Source organism: Reinekea thalattae, assembly GCF_008041945.1.
GTDB classification, from domain to species: Bacteria; Pseudomonadota; Gammaproteobacteria; order Pseudomonadales; family Natronospirillaceae; genus Reinekea; species Reinekea thalattae.
Genome location: NZ_VKAD01000001.1, coordinates 945,615 through 963,322 on the forward strand (window position 1 = coordinate 945,615; position 17,708 = coordinate 963,322).

14 protein-coding genes are annotated in these 17,708 nt (G+C 45.1%); 5 read left to right on the top strand and 9 right to left on the bottom strand.

All coding sequences use genetic code 11. The annotated features are described in order from the left end of the window. Positions 1-289 precede the first annotated feature (289 nt). The gene (locus FME95_RS04290) at positions 290-1,324 is read left to right on the top strand and encodes a class I SAM-dependent methyltransferase (protein ID WP_147713184.1); all 1,035 of its coding nucleotides are present in this window, start codon (positions 290-292) and stop codon (positions 1,322-1,324) included. Between the two features lie 261 nt (positions 1,325-1,585). On the opposite strand, the gene FME95_RS04295 is transcribed toward FME95_RS04290, so the two are convergent. The 5 genes from FME95_RS04295 to FME95_RS04315 all read right to left on the bottom strand — a co-directional run bounded on the left by FME95_RS04295 (position 1,586) and on the right by FME95_RS04315 (position 9,168). Further along, positions 1,586-2,314, bottom strand: coding sequence for a winged helix-turn-helix domain-containing protein (locus FME95_RS04295; RefSeq protein ID WP_281289387.1), 729 nt, complete (start codon positions 2,312-2,314; stop codon positions 1,586-1,588). Between the two features lie 308 nt (positions 2,315-2,622). After that, positions 2,623-3,252, bottom strand: a complete 630-nt coding sequence (gene upp, locus FME95_RS04300) for a uracil phosphoribosyltransferase (protein WP_147713185.1) — start codon at positions 3,250-3,252, stop codon at positions 2,623-2,625. 4 nt (positions 3,253-3,256) lie between these two features. Then, entirely contained in the window at positions 3,257-6,886 is a 3,630-nt protein-coding gene (locus FME95_RS04305) for an ATP-binding protein (RefSeq protein WP_147713186.1), read from the bottom strand. 6 nt (positions 6,887-6,892) lie between these two features. Then, a complete protein-coding gene (locus FME95_RS04310; RefSeq protein WP_147713187.1) occupies positions 6,893-7,630 on the bottom strand; it encodes a DUF4194 domain-containing protein in 738 nt (245 codons plus the stop codon). Between the two features lie 47 nt (positions 7,631-7,677). Then, a complete protein-coding gene (locus FME95_RS04315; RefSeq protein WP_246109318.1) occupies positions 7,678-9,168 on the bottom strand; it encodes a Wadjet anti-phage system protein JetA family protein in 1,491 nt (496 codons plus the stop codon). Between the two features lie 196 nt (positions 9,169-9,364). On the opposite strand from FME95_RS04315, the gene bcp reads away from it, so the two are divergent. Further along, on the top strand, positions 9,365-9,841 hold the full coding sequence (gene bcp / locus FME95_RS04320; protein ID WP_147713188.1) for a thioredoxin-dependent thiol peroxidase: 477 nt from the start codon (positions 9,365-9,367) through the stop codon (positions 9,839-9,841). A 151-nt stretch (positions 9,842-9,992) separates the two neighbouring features. After that, positions 9,993-10,973 carry an asparaginase domain-containing protein gene (locus FME95_RS04325; protein ID WP_147713189.1) on the top strand — a complete coding sequence of 327 codons (981 nt, stop codon included), beginning with the start codon at positions 9,993-9,995 and terminating at the stop codon, positions 10,971-10,973. 80 nt (positions 10,974-11,053) lie between these two features. On the opposite strand, the gene FME95_RS04330 is transcribed toward FME95_RS04325, so the two are convergent. Together FME95_RS04330 and FME95_RS04335 are read right to left on the bottom strand one after the other, a co-directional pair. After that, positions 11,054-12,832, bottom strand: a complete 1,779-nt coding sequence (locus tag FME95_RS04330; RefSeq protein ID WP_147713190.1) for an ATP-binding protein — start codon at positions 12,830-12,832, stop codon at positions 11,054-11,056. Then, positions 12,829-14,022 carry an SIR2 family protein gene (locus FME95_RS04335; protein ID WP_147713191.1) on the bottom strand — a complete coding sequence of 398 codons (1,194 nt, stop codon included), beginning with the start codon at positions 14,020-14,022 and terminating at the stop codon, positions 12,829-12,831. The genes FME95_RS04330 and FME95_RS04335 overlap by 4 nt, the downstream gene beginning before the upstream one ends. Before the next feature lie 308 nt (positions 14,023-14,330). Between FME95_RS04335 and FME95_RS04340 the strand changes: the two genes are divergently transcribed. Next, a complete protein-coding gene (locus tag FME95_RS04340; RefSeq protein ID WP_147713192.1) occupies positions 14,331-14,720 on the top strand; it encodes a hypothetical protein in 390 nt (129 codons plus the stop codon). Between the two features lie 86 nt (positions 14,721-14,806). Here FME95_RS04340 and FME95_RS04345 read toward each other — a convergent pair whose 3' ends face one another. Both FME95_RS04345 and FME95_RS04350 read right to left on the bottom strand, forming a co-directional pair. Continuing rightward, positions 14,807-15,181 (bottom strand): hypothetical protein, encoded by a 375-nt coding sequence (locus tag FME95_RS04345; RefSeq protein ID WP_147713193.1) that lies wholly within the window; start codon positions 15,179-15,181, stop codon positions 14,807-14,809. Positions 15,182-15,359: 178 nt separating this feature from the next. Further along, positions 15,360-15,674, bottom strand: coding sequence for an ArsR/SmtB family transcription factor (locus FME95_RS04350; RefSeq protein ID WP_147713194.1), 315 nt, complete (start codon positions 15,672-15,674; stop codon positions 15,360-15,362). A 432-nt stretch (positions 15,675-16,106) separates the two neighbouring features. Here FME95_RS04350 and FME95_RS04355 point away from each other — a divergent pair, with 432 nt between their 5' ends. Continuing rightward, positions 16,107-17,573, top strand: coding sequence for a leucyl aminopeptidase (locus tag FME95_RS04355; RefSeq protein WP_147713195.1), 1,467 nt, complete (start codon positions 16,107-16,109; stop codon positions 17,571-17,573). The last annotated feature ends 135 nt before the right edge of the window (positions 17,574-17,708 follow it).

The following is a 17,708-nucleotide window of genomic DNA, read 5'->3' on the forward strand; positions in this document are numbered from 1 at the left end:
TTCGTACCGACTTATCTCTCTAGCAACTTATCTTTCCACCGACTTAATCTTCCTATCTAACTTCTGAGTCACTTCACTTTTGTTCAACTCATAATGAACAGATACCGCTTGGCAAAGCTGTAACGATGAAACACTGCTAATTGTTTAGCCAATTTCTCTGATTAAATTACGCATTTGGCGGTTTATTTTCTCTTTAACCTTCAATACTGAAAGCCGTTTCATTAAAATAACTAACACCCTCCCATTGCCGCGACAGGATAATGGCCAATTAGGCTGTTTATAAAAACTTATGCACGCAACTTTGCAAATTCTTGATCGTCATCGAGACACGCTCAATAACCATAAAATTCATTGGTTCGACAGCCCAGAACAGAGCGATCTAATAAAGCCGCACGACCAACAGTACAATCTGAACTGGAGCAGCAACAACCAGTTATCTATCGATGATTTAAGCATCACAACAGCTGAGTTAAATATTTTATTTTTCCCAAAATCGAAAGAACGTTTAGATTGGTGGCTTGCTAAGATTAGCAGTCAATTAGCTGAAAACCAGCAACTTTGGGTTGTCGGTGAAAACAACAGCGGAATTAAGAGTATAGAAAAACGCATCGGTCGCTATTTTGATAGCTTTAAAATCGACAGTGCGCGTCATTGTGCTTTAGTTGAATTGCGTCTTAAACAACCTCTTGAGCAATCCTCAAGCGATTGGCAAAGCTATGAAGTGAAGCTTGAAGCAATTAATGAGCAAACCAACAAGGAAGCAGATGAAACAGCAACCGATGCTCAATCTGCGAATAAAATTTATAGCTTGCCCGGTGTTTTTAGTGCCGCCAAGCTCGATAAAGGCAGCGACCTGCTGATCCAACATTTACCCAAGCTGCGTGGCAAGGTCTTAGAATTCGGTTGCGGTGCAGGCGTGCTTTCATTGGCAATTGCGCGCCAGCCGTCGGTCAGTGGACTGGTTGTAACAGACATCGATGCGCTGGCGATTCATTCAACCCAAAAAACGCTAACCGCCAATGCATTGCAAGACAAAGCGACGTTGCATTGGTCTGATGGATTGCACAACCTACCTCAGCAGCAATTTGATGCCATTGTTACCAATCCGCCATTCCATCAAGGCATTAAAACCGCTTACGCGGCCAGCGAACACTTTTTTAGCCAAGCGCATCTCTGGCTAAAACCTGGTGGTCAGCTAATTTGGGTCGTGAACGACTTTTTACGTTACGAGCCATGCTTGGATGCACAGTTTGATACCACTGTTGAACTGACTCGCCAGCGTGGCTTTAAAGTCTTGTCTGCAACAAAAAAGGCTAAGCGATAATTAAAAAAACACCCTTTTAGCAGCCAAAACAGCCGTTAGTAAAACTGAAACCCGCTAGTAAGACGACAATCGTTAATAAACTAATGTCTGCTAGCAAGACAACAACATCGGTTTCGGTTGCTGAAAGGGGAATTCTAAGGTCGATCCTGACCAGCCAGCCGACGGACTATGAAGTCTGCATAGCTAGAGCAAGTGACAAACAATCAATGCAGTAATGAAAACAACAGATAGGGAATAAAAGGCAGCAAGCCAACGCTACTTCTACTTAGCTTCGCCAACAAATAGATAGCCCTTAGAGCGGACCGTTTTAATGCGTCGAGGGTGAACCGGATCGTCACCAATTTTAGGGCGAATACGAGAAACCCGCACATCGACAGAACGGTCTTGGCCATCGTATTCAATACCACGTAACTTACTAAAGATATCTTCACGCGATAACACTTCACCAGCATGACTGGCTAATAACCAAAGCAGATCAAATTCGGCGCTGGTTAGATCAATCGATTTACGATTCAACCAGGCTTCTCGCATTGAGTTATCGATCACCAATGGGCCAAAAGCCAGACGATCATCGGGCAGTTTTTTATCATCGTCGAGCGAGCGTAATTGACGACGTAAATAGGCGTTACACTTTGCCAGAATCAGGCGAGGTGAAGCGGCACGCGACAGAAAATCATCAGCGCCCATGTCTAAACCCAACACCTGATCCAATTCATCGACTCGATGACTGAGTAAAAAGATACCGCCATGAAAATCTTTGCGGCTTAGCTTACAGATGGTTAAGCCCGACTCGGCTTTCAAATCCATCTCGATAATCACAATATCGGGCTGCTCTTCTTGAATGCGAGCCAACGCCATAGTCGAATCAGCTTGCACCGAAACTTCATAGTCATTACCAGAAAGGTACTGCTGTAATGAAGCCGCAGAATCGACATTATCGTCGATCAGCAAGATCTTCTTTTTAGAGTCACTGTGTGAAATTGGCGCCACGATTACCTCAACATTGCATGAGAGCCACAAGTATTGAAATTTATAGTCATTAAAGGATTTAATCTAGCCGCATTTTTGCAAATTGCGAACCATGACCATCAATAGGTCGCTGTTTTTATTCTTGTCGTACTTTCTAAGAGAAAATATAGCTTAGTATTTCTATTATTTGAATTATGCCTTTCATAAAGAATAGTATAGATAACTAAGCTAAGCTCAGGCAGGGAAGTTAAAAATAGACTGAATTCCGCAGAATACTGACGATTCTGCGGAATTGAAAATACCGTCTAGGCAAGCTTATCTATACGAACTTATCGAGTTCCGAAAAGTTTATCGCCAGCGTCACCTAAACCCGGAACGATGTAACCTTGCTCATTCAGGCATTCATCCATCGCGGCAACGTAAATATCAACATCTGGGTGCGCATCTTCAATCGCTTTAGCACCTTCGGGCGCGCCAATTAGGCAAAGCCCCATAATGTCTTTACAGCCCTTTTCTTTTAACAGGTCAATCGTTGCAATCATAGAACCGCCAGTCGCCAGCATTGGGTCGACAATTAATGCGGTACGTTGATCAACGTCTTCAACCACTTTGTCAAAATAATAGACCGGCTCTAACGATTCTTCATCACGATAAAGACCAACAACGCTCACCCGAGCAGAAGGGATCAGCTGCAAAACACCGTCCATCATGCCTAGGCCTGCACGCAAAATAGGTACAACGGTGATTTTTTTACCCTTAAGGCGTTCCACTTTTAAAGTGCTGTTATCCCAAGCGGTAATTTCGACATCGTCTGTCGATACCGAACGAGTTGCCTCGTAAGTTAACAGGTTGCCAATTTCGGCAGCCAGCTCTCGGAATTGTTTTGTCGATATGCCCTGCTCACGCATGACACCAACTTTATGCGCCAGCAACGGGTGCTTTATCTCAATAACGGCCATCTGTTTATATCCCCTCTAAAAAATCGAGCTCTGCTTGCTTACGAATCACTTTACGGTGATTCGCCCATAATTCTTGAATTTTTTCTTGATTACATTGCTGTCGGTCGACCAACACTCGCGTTTGCAACTCGCCGCGCTTCTGGCCATTCAGTAGCGGTACTTTTGAGAACACGAACTGATTCGAAATTAAGTCCATAAACGGCCCAGACTTACTGGTTGGCATAATAAACAGCAGCTGCAACCCAAGGCTTTCGGTCAAATAACGAATCACTTCTTTGGATCGTGTTTCATCCATTTTAGAGAAAGCTTCATCAACCAATACCATGCGTAAATGGCTGTCACCTTCATTAAAGCGGAACGCAGAAGTAATCGCCGCCGAGCGAATAATGTAAGCTGGCGTTTCCAGCTGGCCGCCAGAACCGGTGCCGTATTGGCTCAAAGCAATCGGCTGTTTGCCTTCTGGTTGCTTGTAAATTTCATAGCTGCGGTAATTACGATAATCGGAAATTCGCTCCAGCTCACGTAACGCTCGCTGCTCGTCATTATCGAGCAACATCGCCATCAGCTGATCACGAATCACCAACGAACGTTTACTTAATTCGGCATTAAACAAGGTATTGCCTTCGCCGATCGATGGGCTTTTATAAACCTCATCAAAAAAGTGGAAGTATTCTTTGTATTCTGGCACCCAATCCCAACCGAACCAGTAGTTTTCGCGGTCGGCACCAAAGCGATGATGTTCTAGCTCTTTGTTCAGGTCTTCGAGAACTTTCTTACCCTCGTTAATGGCCTGATAAATAGAGTGACAAAGGTTGGTAACGAACACGCTGTTAAAGCTTTCACGCAGCTGCGCTAGTTGATCGACCTTTTCTACCAGCAGATTATTTTTAATGCGGTTGTGAACCTGATCGACCTGCTTACGCAATTGCACCATGCCTTTAAAGAAGCTGACATCGTGCAAATTGCTGTAGTTAAGTTCCACCACAACGGCATCTTGCGGCTGGCATTCTTGATTGTGCTCTTTCAGCAACAGCTCGACATCGTGCGCTTTAGCATTAAGCTCACTTTCAATAGAACGGCGCTCCGCTTCTTCTTTGTCGGCACTGGACTCACGTGCTTGCTGGTCGGCTTCGGCCAGTATTTTTTCAACTTCAAAGTTTGGCCACAGCTCAACAATTTCGTGCAGGTAAGCTTCTTTTTGCTCGGCATGCAGTTCGGTTTTTTCTTGCTGTTCGCTGAGCGTATTACACTGGCGCGTTAATGAATTGATACGCTCTAACAGCTGGCCTTTTTCGCTGTCGCCTTGGCGAATTTTGGTTTCTAACTGTTCTAGCTGCTCGGCAACTGTTTGGTATTCATCATCGATGCCTTGCGCATTGGATAAGTCCAATGCTTCAAGCGATTGCTCAGCCTTATGAATTTCGCGCTGAGTTTCCAGCATGTCGCGCATTAAAGTGCCGTGCTCGCAATGATGCAGGCGATTCACATCGACATACAGCTGTTTAGCTTGCTGCGCTTGTTCTTGTACTTCGTTAGCTTGGCTTGCCAACTCATTGAGTTCTTTTTGCTTGGCTTGGCGAGCGTTTTCGCGTGCGGATTCACCAAATACCAATTCACTTTCTGGAATGTCGCAACGATACATGGCATAAGCGCCACTGCCTAAACCATTGGCACAAACGCCGCGACGGGTTTGCTTAAGTTGCTCAACATTCTGGCATTGCACAACACTTCCGTAGCTTGCGGTGACATAGGCTTTTGCGACAGCATGATCGAACTGCATAAGATGCAGAACAGAATCTGCCGGCACATTTACCTTAGCGGCATCTTGGCGCGCCTTACTGCCTTGAATAACCCGAGCGCGGTTTTCACGCGGCAAGTTACGCACAATTTTAATGGCTTCTTGCTCGTATTCGGTTTCTACCAAAATGGCAAAACGAACGCCGCCTAAATAGCCTTCGAGTGAGGTTTGCCACTCTTTATCGGTAATTTCAACGTGGTCACACAATACGCGCGGATCAGCTTGTGGGCATTCTTTGCGAATCGCCTCTAAGGCAAGACGCACATGATAGGGGTAATTCACCTGCGCGCTGGCAAGGCTATCGATATCTTGCTGTTTGCGGCTTAAATTTTGACGAACCTGCGCCAGCTTTTGCTCGCGGCGATCCACCAAACGCTGCAACTGGTCGCGCAACGAAACGCCACCTTCTTGCGAGGCTTCTTCAAACCAAAGCTGACGCCAGCTGTTTAATACGTCTTGCTGTTGCAACGCTTGGTCAAGATGTTCTTCTAACGGCGAAATATCGACCCAATCTTGCGTTAACATGCGCTGAAAATCGATCGCCTGCGCGCCAAACTGGCTGACTTGCTTGGCCATTTTGGTTAAGCCTTTATCGGCTAATGCTGGCAGTTCTAGCGCCATTGAAGTTTTGTGCAACTGCTGCTGAACAGACTGGCTGGCCGCAAGGCTTTGCTCAACTAAATTACTTTGTTGCAATAAAGTGGCGGATTTTTTTTCTAACTGTTCTTTGCTTTGTCGCGCCCGCGTTTCAAAGCGATCCTTTTCTTGCAGTGCTTCAATACCACGGCGCTGCGCTTCGAGTGTGACTAATTGTTCGCGTGTTTGTAGCCTGCGTTGCTCGCTGACTTCCAGTTCGGTGGTTAATTTATCGAACTTGCTGCGAACCGATTGCTGTTCTTTTTTGGCATCCAAATAGCGTTTTTGATCGACATAAAAACGCGACTTAGCGGCTACATAGTCGGCAACGTTATAGTCAATCCAACGGTCGATATAGTTGCCAGACTGGCCGCGTGCTTTATCTAAACGAGTAATTTGAACATTGAGTCGGTTGGCTTCGTTTTCTAAACCGTTGATGGTTTTCATCAAATCCGAAACAGTACGAATAGCTTCGCCTAAATCCTTTTTCTCGAGGATTTCTTGGGCGACAAAACCGTCGATGCTTTTCACCGGCTTATAAGCCATAAAGCGAGAAAAAGCCCGCGCTGCGTTCATTGCTTCGCGTTCGCTAATGGCATCATCGCGGCCACGCAAGGCAGCATAAAAACGTCTTAAATACTGTTTCTTGGTGTCGTACTTTTCAGCCTTTTCAATACCGCGCGACTGTAGGTGTTTTGCTAATTTATCCAGCGATACCACCTGCGAACCGGCATCGGTTTCTTGTAAAAAGTCGGACTTGCTAAGTTCAGTGCCCGGTAAAATCAGATAATCGATATGCGATTGGCGCGCCACCGGCGTGTTACCGGCTTTATCCAAATAAGCAGAAACACCAATTACCGCAGTAAAGGGCTCGGCGTTTTCACCCTTGGTTGGGTAAAACACGGCAGCAAGATAACCGACGGTTGGGTCCGGCCGCGCGTAAGAGCCATCGTCACAACCTAATACATAAGAAGCCAGTGTTCGTACTTGCTTACCACGGCCACGCTGAGTCGCTTCATCTTGGCCTGGGTTGTATTGAAACAGAGTATCGTGTGCTGCGGTCATAATGGTTTGCAGCGCATCGGCAGCGGTGGTTTTACCAGAACCATTACCACCAGAAAGCAAATTAATCGGGCCAAAATCAAATTCTAACGCTGGGATATTGCCCCAATTGATGTAGACGAATTTTTTCAAATGCATTGGGCGTTATTCCTTTTCTATCGCTGAGTCTGAGCCTTCGGTTTCAGCTTCGGCCTGCTCTTCTGCGCTCTTTTCTTCTAACGACTCTTCTGAGTCTTGTTCATCTGATGGCTCTTCATCTAAGTTCTGACCTTCTAATGCCGAAAGCACATCGTCGGAAACATAATGAATAATCATCGGCCGAATCCGAATCCATAAGTCTTGCGACTCTTCTGCAATTTCTTGGTTTAACTGGATTAAACGCAACTGCTTTAAGCGAGCAAACAGCGCGCGGCGCTCCGTGAGTTTCTCTGGCAAGGTGCGGCGCAATAAATTACGTAACGCGATGCTGATGTTTTCGATAGACACCATAACGCAACCCTGCTCATCGAGCTGGCCTTCTTTTAAGGCGCGATCATACAGGCTGCGCATGGCGATAACGCAGGCGACTTCGGCTTGCGTTAACTTAACTCTCATGCCGCTATTGAAGGGCGTATCCTGATCGCTCACGCCGGGGATTTCTGCACCGGGTGGGAACAGACGAACAAAGTTAAAGCGTGCGTCGTGGTTAATGCGAATCGATAAAATAGACAAGTATTCGACAACCAATTCTTCGACGCGTAAATAGCGGTCGTACAGCACCTGTTCGGTTTGGCTTTCGTCACGGCACAACACGCCGTAATCCAACAGGCGAATCATCAACTCGCTGTATTCGTTGCGGCTAATGCCGGCTTTTTCTAACTGAAGATCCAGTTCTTTAAACATGGGTTCTGCTCTTTCCTTTGGTACGCAACGTACGCTCTGTGCGTATGTTAACGCGCATCTTTTTCTGCCTGAGTGCTAGCTGCTGGCTGACATAAACGAATTTCAAACACATCTTGGCGCTCAAAATAATCTGTCGTCGCCGCCTCACCTTCTACCGGCGTCACTTCAAAACTTAAATCGCTGGCCAGCGAACTGCGGCTGCCAACTTCAATCACGTGTGATAAGGCCAATAAATCCGTAGCGCTGCTGACGGGTAATTGATCGCTGCGCACCGTTTTACCGGCGGCTAAATTCTTCGCTAAATAGTCGCGCACCTGCCGATCGTTAACCAAAAAGGCCTGATCCAACAGCTGCTGCACCATTAATTCTTTTTGCACATCGGTATCGAAATCGTCGAGCTGTTCGTTCACCATATTCAATTCAAATTCGCGCCGCGCTTGGCGGTTATGAATGTGCACACTGGCGGGGTCTAACAAACCGACCTGCGGCACCGACATTAACTCACCTGCCAAGCTCAATAGCCGATCCTGCTCTTGCGTCGGCTTTTCAGCAAAACGAGTGCAAACTTGGGCAATATCATTATGGCTGGAACTGGCCAAATAGCTCATCTGCCGAATAATAATATCGGCGCGTTTGGTAAAGCCTTGCAACGCTCGGCGCAAGGCTGGCAGCATGATATCGCTGGCAGATTGCATACGTGTTTCGATGCTGTCCAAAATCATAAACAACAGGCTTTGGCCTTCTTGCACCATTTCTGGCAACAAGGCTCGCAGCCTTAGTTCAACTTGCTGCTTAAAGGCCTTTGGCTGCTTGCGAATTTTTGCGCTCTGCTTGGCGATTTCATCGCGGTACTTTTCAACGCTGTCGGCAGAAAGACGAATGGCTAAATCGGGCTGGAAACGCTTTTCCATAAAGTCGAAAAAGTCCGCCGTGGCCTGTTGCACCAGCATTTGGTCGCCCATTTGCTGCACCAACGAACGCTTACGGTCGTCCAACTCAGAAATGATGTCGGTAAAGTCACTCAAAATGCGCTCAGAATATTCCCAAGCATCGAGTAAGTCGTAGGCTTCGCCGTTCAGCAAAAAGGAGTTCATGGCGTTACGCACGTTACGGGTATTACGATGACGCGTACGCACCGAGGCAGAGTCGGCATGAATAAAGGGTTCGGTAAACAACCGGCCATGACGACTAAAGTTAAAGCTGCTTTGCAGCGTGGCTTCATCGACCTGCTTTTCCACCCAGCCGTATTCGATCAGCTGATTCAGCACCCAACTGGCTTGGTCGCGCGCATTACGAAAACGGCTCGGTTCGGCATCGCCCTCTTCGCTCGCCAAAACCGGCGCGCGTACTAACGCCGCACTGAAGGTTTCAATGACATCATCACGCGACAACGCATGGCCGTAGTCCGCACTGGAGCTGGTATACAAGCGACGATACAGCTCGCGCAAGCACTCAATAATCTGCTCGCGGTACTTGGTGGTTACGGGTTTAAAAAATTGCTCTCGGCTTTGCTCGAAAAACATAATAAAATCAGTCATTTGGCTAACTTATACTAACAGGCAATAATAACCGAAAAGCGGCCATAGAGCACCTTTGATTGCGCTTTTCCGGCACCATTATGTGAACCATACGACTCTGTAAAGCGTTGTTAGTTAGGCAAAGGCGCGGTAGCCTAGCCGCCACTAATTATTATTAACGCCAAAATCGCGTTATTTCTTATTGAGGAGCTTAACTATGTCTGCACTTAACTTGCCTAGCGTCGGCGCACCCGCACCGGTATTTAGCACCGTCAACCAAGAAGACAAAGCCGTCTCTTTAAGCGATTTTAAAGGCAAAAAGGTTGTACTGTACTTTTACCCAAAAGCGATGACGCCGGGCTGTACCACCCAAGCCTGCGGCATTCGTGACACTAAAGCCGAATTTGCCAAGCGCAATGCCGTTGTACTTGGTATTAGCCCAGATGCACCAGTGCGATTGGTGAAATTTATCGAAAAAGAAGGTTTAAACTTCGACCTATTAAGCGATGAAGACCACGCCATTGCCGACCAATACGGCGTTTGGGCACTGAAAAAATTTATGGGTAAAGAATACGAAGGCATTCACCGCCTGACCTTTATTATCGACGAGCAAGGCAACTTGGCGCACATTATCGAAAAGGTGAAAACCAAAAGCCACCACGACGATGTGCTTGCTATTTTAGACAGCCTGTAACGCTCATTAGGTGCAGCGCGGCTGCGCCTTTGCCTTAAGCTATTAGTCTTTAAGCTATTAGCTTTTAAACTACAGCCCTCTTTTAAACTGATCGCCAACGCATAGCCGCAGCGCTCACTCTTTCACGATTAACACCAGCTAGGTAACTCAGATGTCTCACTTTTTAATTATTAACACCGGCGGCACCATCGGCATGACGCAAGGCGAAAACGGCCTTGAACCTAAAGCTGGCGAACTGGAGCGCGCGTTAAACTCCAACCACCCAGATTTAGCCGAATGGCAACAACACAGCATCAGCTGGAAACACTGGCAACCGCTGCTGGACTCTTCCGAGCTGCAACCAGAAAACTGGTTCCAAATCCGCAAAGACATCTTAGAAGCGCCAGAAGAAATCGACGGCTTTTTAGTCATTCACGGCACCGACACCTTGGCGTTTTCGGCTGCTGCGTTAAGTTATTTGATGTCCGGTTTTGACAAACCTATCGTGATGACTGGCGCCATGTTACCGGTAAGCGCAGAAGGCACAGACGCCACAGCAAACCTAAAGTTAGCGCTGAAAGCCTTAACCGAACAACGCAATGAAGTCGTCGTTGCCGTTGGCCCGCAAACCTTACCGGGCAGCCGCGTTACAAAAACATCGACCTCATCGTTCAGCGCTTTCAGCTCACCTAACTGGCACGAAAGCAGCTGGCAACAACCGAGCAGCCAACAACCATTAAGCTTTAGCAAACCGTGGAAAAAACACAGCATCGCCGTGATCACCCTATTCCCCGGGCTTTCAATTGAACCGTTAATGACACCAGACAGCTGGCACCACCGCGCCATTCTGATCAACGCCTTAGGCAACGGCAACGCCGCCTCGACTACCGAGTTTTTACGCTTCTTAAAAACCGCCAAAGAGAAAAATATTCCAGTATTTGTACGCAGCCAATGCCTCGACGGCGAAGTGGACTTTTCACTCTACGCCGCAGGTTCACTATTTAAAGATTGTGGCGCCATCAGCTGTGGCACCATGACGTTTGAATCGGCAATAACCAAAATACAACTGCTGTGTTCCGAGTTTGAAACAGCCGAAGAAATTGTTACCGCCTTCCAGCAACCGCTGGCGAGAGAGTGGCAGAAAGAGGTTTAGGTTTTTTTTGGGTAAGGTCTTTAGATGTTGAACTTTATCAATATAAACTACCTTACCCATTACAAAGACAAATTAACTGATTAGCTTTCACTCCAAAGCGCTTCTATATCGATATCGTCACTATCAGGCTTACTTCCCTTATCCATTTCTTTAAACTGAACAACCATTGGAATATCAAATGACGTACCGGTGATGACTGAGCAGCCTTTAGGTAAATTAGGGATCATCTGTCTAGAAAGATCATCCAAGGAGCTAATGGTATTCTCCAATAATTGCAAGTCTCGATCATTGACTAAGCGATGTATAAAAAAGTTATGTAGTTGAGACATGATAGTTGGAGAAATATCAGCAGGCCTCTGACTGGATAAAGTCAGAAAAAAACCAAACTTTCGCCCTTCCTTAATGATTTCTTCAAACAATTCTAGTCTATAATCTTTCCAGCTTTCACTTTCTCTGTTCGACTGGGTCGAAAGAATATTATGAGCCTCATCAATAATCAGATGAAAGGTTTTTTCAGGTGGACTTTGATTTATAACTGTCTGTTTATGAATACCGTAGTAATACTTAGCAAGCAAAAGAGGCAATATCTTTTTGATTTCTTGATTGGTTTTTCGTAAAGAGATGATTGAGAGCAGCTTAGTTGAAGGTAGATCTTCACCTACATAAAAAACACGGTCAAGTGACGTTAACGATGCCTCAACCCTCTTCAATAGAGGCTGTATATGATCAAACTGAACATAACCGCCAACTAGGTCAGAAAGTAATTGACTGTAGATTCTCAATCTAAGTTCATCGAATGATGACAGGTGCTCTGCATCAATACCCTCCACTGCGGCTCTGCAATGAACATTATATGTAGCGCTACCATCCCCTCCGTCAAAAAAGTCATTAGCTCCAACAATAAAAAACTTATTTTGGCTACTATGCCAGACTATTTTACCAATAACTTCTTTCAAATCTTGCGACTCTACAATATTTGAAATTTCACGAATCAAGTCAACAAACTCTTTCCTTGGTGCGGTACTTAAAAAAGCTCGTTCAATCGTTTTTTTAACGTAAGTAGTTAGACTATTTTGAGTAGCTTGATACCTCTTCCTTCCAGAAACAATACGCTTTAAAAATGGCTTTTGAGTGTTTTCAGTCGCTTTAAATAAGATGCCAAAAATTTCTTCATCCCAAAAAATGTCTTGTGTTAAAGGGAATTTATCGCCATCTTGGCGTCCTGTATCGAGATTGAATACCTCCTTAAACCCAGTATCTGGAATTAGCTGGCCTTGGGTGTATTCACCATTAAAGTCGATCACAACAAAGTGGCTTTTATTGTGTATGTTATCTCGTTTGTTTTGGAATAGTGTCGTATAAAGATTCGTTAGTGTATTCGACTTGCCACTCCCAGTATTACCGAAAACACCAATATGTGTATTGAACAACCTTCTCCAAGGTAGTGACACTGCTATCTCTTCCTTGAGTGTTTCACCAACTATAAAATTCTCATCAGGCTTGCCATATATCGATTTAACTTGAGCCTCACTCATCAAGTAAGCAATATCGCGAATCATCGGTAAATGCTTAATCCCTTCGTGAAATTTATCAAACTGGAAATACCCGATTGGTGTTAATTCTACTTTTCGAATATAACAATTGTTCTCTTCATCCTTGAGTCTTTCATCCAAGTACTCCCCTTGAACTCTAGCGACAATATCTTTAAATCCACGGCGAATTAATAAAAACTCCTGAATCGAAACACCGTTGAACTTTTCACCATTGTAGAAAAGAGTGTCTTTATTAGACTCCTCATAAAGCTGAAGGACAATGCTAGTGCCTTTAACCGAAACCACCTCACCAATAGCAATACTCATAAACTGGAAGCCTGTATAATTTGATGATCAGCCTCTGAAGGGGTTTCTGATTTAGATTCACACAACTCTTCTTTAGGCTGATTTACAGTAAACCGTGTTGAGTTAAACCTAGCAAAATCCATATCGCCTTCATCTGAATAAATAAACTGAACATTCGAGAAGCCTTCAAACTTTTTCTGCATAGATTTATATTCATATTGATTGAAGCAAGATACGTACAAAGTCAACGATGGATTGGATAATGACCTTTTTACTAGGCTTAAAATATGTTCGTCTGCAAAAGAAAAACCAAATGTGATAAGCACTGAATTAGGCCGCTCTAACTCATAGCTTAAATGGCGTAAAATTTGATAATAGGTTTCTTCGAATACAGTCTCATGGAATTTCCACTTGGTTGGATTGACTATCGGTATCTTATTATAGTTCCCCCAGAAGGAACTGATATCAAGAACTTCGAGGTCGTTATCACGCTTGAAGCTATCAATAGCTGCAACTATTTTCTCATCATTCTCAACAATATCTTTAAAGGCACTTAGTAACTCTTTTTCATCATCACTAAAATCAAAATAAAATTCACAATCGCCATAATTTATTATGATTTCACCATCTGCCTCACCCTTCTCCCAATTAATGGAACCATGTGCGTGAAGGAGGTTTATTTGCGGAATATACTGATCGTAACGGTCAGAAAAACTTCTATTTACGATTCGATGGTTAAAGCTCTCAATATTAAATATTCGCCTCTGAAAACCAGAACCACCATCATTCACATAAAACCTTTCTTCTTTACTGATTAACAACTCTTCGCTGGCAGATTCAAAGCAATTATCATAGTTAGTAGTAAATATATTCGCTCTTTTACTATTTGACTTTTGCCGATTTAATAGCTGAATAAGGGTTTTCATAAAGAGTTTATATTGATCGGTAACGCCCTGCTTTTCTTCATCACAACCTTCTTGCACTAATAGACCGGGTTTAATGCAAGTATTGTAATAGTGCATAAACAGCAAAGTCTTTACTTGATCATCACTCTCATATTTTTTTGCCAGCGTTTCGAAGGTACAGTTATTCCCGTCTTCATCTTTAATTTTCAAAGCCAATGTTGGTAAAAAACCATATGATGCGCCCGCACCGATTAAAAAATTTAGGTTTTGTTCATAAACATCAAGTAAGTTAAATTTATCAGTCATTTGAAATCCATATCTAAGAGTTACGCTATACCGATATAGCCTAGATGTTAGCTTCGAAAATCGCTTAGTTACCGTCGACTATAAAATAGTAAATACATTACTGCATTCAGAAAGTCACTTTCAACGTTAGCTTAATATTAGTTACTAAACCCACCAACCTTACGACTTTCTCTTGTATTTACCTTGCATCTCAATAAACAATACCAACCTATTGCGGATAATCGGTTATCCTGCCACTCAACCGATAGACACTATTTAGTATTCAGCCGCGAGGCTATTTGCCTTTTGGCACTGTAAGGAGTTTTATTTTGACCACTGGTAGCTGGGAGCCTGGCGCTCCTACCTCAAAACCGAGCGAGGCGTTATTGCTCAGTGCTGCGCAGTATGTAAATGCGGAGCAGTTTGGCGATGCGCCTGCGGCAGAGGTTGCTGGGTTGCAATCGCATATGCAGATGAACCGCGAACACTGGAGTGCGGTGCTAGAAACATTGGATAGCGACACGCTGAAAAAGCTGGCGCGCTTTTTTACTTTGGCCGAAAGCCATTGGGCCGATTGGTTTGGTGGCGATAAAAACCCGACCATTTGGGTGTGCAAAGAGTTAAAGGCGCGTGGTGAGTTCCCAGATAAGGAGCTGACGGCGTGGATTAAAGCAAATACTGAAAACCGATTTTTACCGTACGGTAATGTGTTGGGTTAGGTTTCTTCGTTTTTGATGCTAAACACCCTAAACAGCAAACAAACTAAAAACGAGGCCATGAGCCTCGTTTTTTTATGTGTTTTGGATTAGAAGAACTTATCGATTGGCCAAACGCTGGCGAGCCGGTCTTCTACGCGCTCAATGTGGCAAACATCGGTATGGATTCGTGCAATGGCAGCCATTGAAAGCTGAAATTCAGTTTGATCATCGATACCACTGACTTTAATGGTAATGCTGATTCGCTGATGTGTTCGTAACTGCGCTCTAAACTCGACCTTTTCATTCGAGAGATCTTGCAACACGCTGTTTAACCCTTGCTGATTCAATAAAGGCTCAGCAAGCGTTAACCACCAGACGCGTTCCCAGCATGTTGCTGAAATACGGCGACGCGGCGGCAAAGGGGGAAACTCCGCACTAGAATAGGATACGGCTCTATTTAAGCTAGCTTCTTTCATTTGCATGGACCACCTAAACGTTCAAACTCTTAGCGTTTTCGATTGTTTAGATAAGTTTACGTTCGTAAAGTTATCACCTAGTGTTCAAATAATGCACAGCTTATGGTGAAAAAAGCAACAGGGTTCGAAGAGATTAGGCGCACATTCGCGCTATTTAGTCGTTAAAATTAGACATTACGCACATTTACGAGCAGTAAAGATTATACAAAACACTGATGATTGCTTCGGCTTCTTTACTGGCAATGCGGTAATAAACGGTTTGGGCTTCTTTACGTACGGTCACTAGCTCGTCGCTACGCAGACGCGCTAAATGCTGAGAAAGCGCAGACTGGCTCAGCGGTATTTTCTCGTTCAACTCGCCTACGCATTTTTCGCCACCGGCTAGATTACACAGTATTAATAGGCGGCTTTCGTTGCTTAATGCTTTGAGCAAGCTTGCGGCACCGGCTGCGTTTCTTTCTAGTTCTTCTATTGGTAAGGCGGATTGAGTATCTGTCATAGCTATTTAGTTATCATGCGGTTGAGGGTTGAAATGAGTGTAATCGAACTCAAGCTTAGGTACTAACTTTAGCCTAGGTACCAACTCTAGCTTAGGTTATTGGCTCCTGTTTTGAAGCAACTGTCGCTGAGTGTCATTACAGGCGACAGCATACGGGTTTTAGCGTTGCGATTCATCGTCATTTCGGGCGACTTCCTATATTTTTGGCGTAAATCAGGGCAAACTAGCGCCTTAAATAGCGCGATGTCTTAAATTGATGAAGCTAGCTGAATGAACCCTGTTTGACATGCAACCAAGCTTTGCTGTCGGCGAGATCGCCAACTTCTACGATGGCGGCGCGGCAATTTAAGCATATCGCCCTTCTCTGACTTATTTTTAGGCGGCTTATTTTTAAACGCCCTATTTTTTAGACTTTAAATAAACGGATACCTGATGAAATTATTTTCTGCCTCTTTTGATCTCTCTTCTGTTGCCCAGCAGCAGCTGTTTGTTATCCATTTTAGCGACAAAGAAAGTAGCAGCATCGCTGCACTTAAAGCTAGTTCTAGCGTGGTAGCGCAGCTGTTAAACAGCGATGCTATCAGCACAAAACTGGGCAACGTCACGCCGTTAATTGGCCATAGCGATTTACCGGCTCAGCGCATCAGCTTTATTGGTGCTGGCAACTCTGCGGATTTTAACGAAACCGCCTTCTTTAAAGTGGTGGCGAGTCTGGCAGGCGAACTAAAAAGTTCAACCGTGACATCTGCTGCGTTTACCCTTGATGACCTAAAACCTGCACAGCGCTCTATTGAATGGACCGCCGCTAAAGCCAGCGAAGCGCTATTGGCCGCTCTGTACAAATACGATACAACCAAGAGCAAAAAGAACGAGCCAATCAGCGTTACCGAAGTTGCATTACTAAGCAGCCAAGGCGATTTGGATTCTGCCATTAGCACAGGCCAAGCAATGGCTAAAGGTGTAAACGTTGCGCGTGAACTCGGCAACTTACCGGCGAACATCTGCGACCCAGATTACCTAGCACAGCAAGCGCGTGAATTAGGCCAAAACTACAGCCACATCGATGTCGATATCTTAGAAGAAGAGCAGCTGTTAGAGATGGGCATGGGCGCTTTTATGGCAGTTTCGCAAGGCAGCGACAAGGCTGGCAAAATTATTGTAATGAAATACAACGGTGCCAGCGCCGATGAAAAACCACACGTTTTGGTTGGCAAAGGCCTAACCTTCGATTCCGGCGGCATCAGCATTAAACCGGCTGCCGGTATGGAAGAAATGAAATGGGATATGCTCGGCGCGGCGTCGGTATTTGGCGCAATGAACACCATTGCCGAACTAAAGCCTAAGCTGAATATTATCGGCGTTGTGGCAACAGCAGAAAACATGGTTTCTGGTGGCGCAACTCGTCCGGGCGATGTTGTTACCTGCATGAACGGCAAAACCGTTGAGATCATCAATACCGATGCTGAAGGCCGCTTAGTACTGTGCGACACGCTCACCTACGTTGAACGTTTTGAGCCGGCTTCGGTAATTGATATCGCGACATTAACCGGCGCTATTGTTGTTGGCCTTGGCCACCATGCTACAGCGGTTTACGCCAACAAAGACGAGCTGCAAGCGCAAATCGTAACAGCTGGGCAAGAAACTTGGGATCGCGGTTGGGCAATGCCAATGTGGCAAGATTACCGCGAGCAATTAGACTCACCCTATGCCGACTTACGCAATGTTGGCAGCCGAGCTGGCGGCTCTATTACCGCAGCGCTGTACCTTTCTGAATTTGCCGAAAACTACCCTTGGGCGCATTTAGATATTGCCGGTACTGGCTGGGAAAATGCTAAAGCTGGAGCAACCGGTCGCCCTGTTGGCATGTTGGTGCAATACTTGTTGAATCAACAAGGCTAACGAGACTGAAAAGCCAACTGGCAGCAATGCCTGCTGACTAAACGTGCGCTTGTTAAACAGCTTAGCAAGCGCACAGTTTCTCATCTGCTGACCAGCTAACAGGCTTTAAATAGGCTCAGATTTGAACAAACACTG

What these genes read in the sequence shown, in the direction of transcription:
- upp (WP_147713185.1), bottom strand. Translation starts at nt 3,252, where the DNA reads ATGGCCGTTATTGAGATAAAGCACCCGTTGCTGGCGCATAAAGTTGGT.
- FME95_RS04290 (WP_147713184.1), top strand. Translation starts at nt 290, where the DNA reads ATGCACGCAACTTTGCAAATTCTTGATCGTCATCGAGACACGCTCAAT.
- FME95_RS04310 (WP_147713187.1), bottom strand. Translation starts at nt 7,630, where the DNA reads ATGTTTAAAGAACTGGATCTTCAGTTAGAAAAAGCCGGCATTAGCCGC.
- FME95_RS04325 (WP_147713189.1), top strand. Translation starts at nt 9,993, where the DNA reads ATGTCTCACTTTTTAATTATTAACACCGGCGGCACCATCGGCATGACG.
- FME95_RS04305 (WP_147713186.1), bottom strand. Translation starts at nt 6,886, where the DNA reads ATGCATTTGAAAAAATTCGTCTACATCAATTGGGGCAATATCCCAGCG.
- FME95_RS04355 (WP_147713195.1), top strand. Translation starts at nt 16,107, where the DNA reads ATGAAATTATTTTCTGCCTCTTTTGATCTCTCTTCTGTTGCCCAGCAG.
- FME95_RS04315 (WP_246109318.1), bottom strand. Translation starts at nt 9,168, where the DNA reads ATGACTGATTTTATTATGTTTTTCGAGCAAAGCCGAGAGCAATTTTTT.
- bcp (WP_147713188.1), top strand. Translation starts at nt 9,365, where the DNA reads ATGTCTGCACTTAACTTGCCTAGCGTCGGCGCACCCGCACCGGTATTT.
- FME95_RS04330 (WP_147713190.1), bottom strand. Translation starts at nt 12,832, where the DNA reads ATGAGTATTGCTATTGGTGAGGTGGTTTCGGTTAAAGGCACTAGCATT.
- FME95_RS04350 (WP_147713194.1), bottom strand. Translation starts at nt 15,674, where the DNA reads ATGACAGATACTCAATCCGCCTTACCAATAGAAGAACTAGAAAGAAAC.
- FME95_RS04345 (WP_147713193.1), bottom strand. Translation starts at nt 15,181, where the DNA reads ATGCAAATGAAAGAAGCTAGCTTAAATAGAGCCGTATCCTATTCTAGT.
- FME95_RS04335 (WP_147713191.1), bottom strand. Translation starts at nt 14,022, where the DNA reads ATGACTGATAAATTTAACTTACTTGATGTTTATGAACAAAACCTAAAT.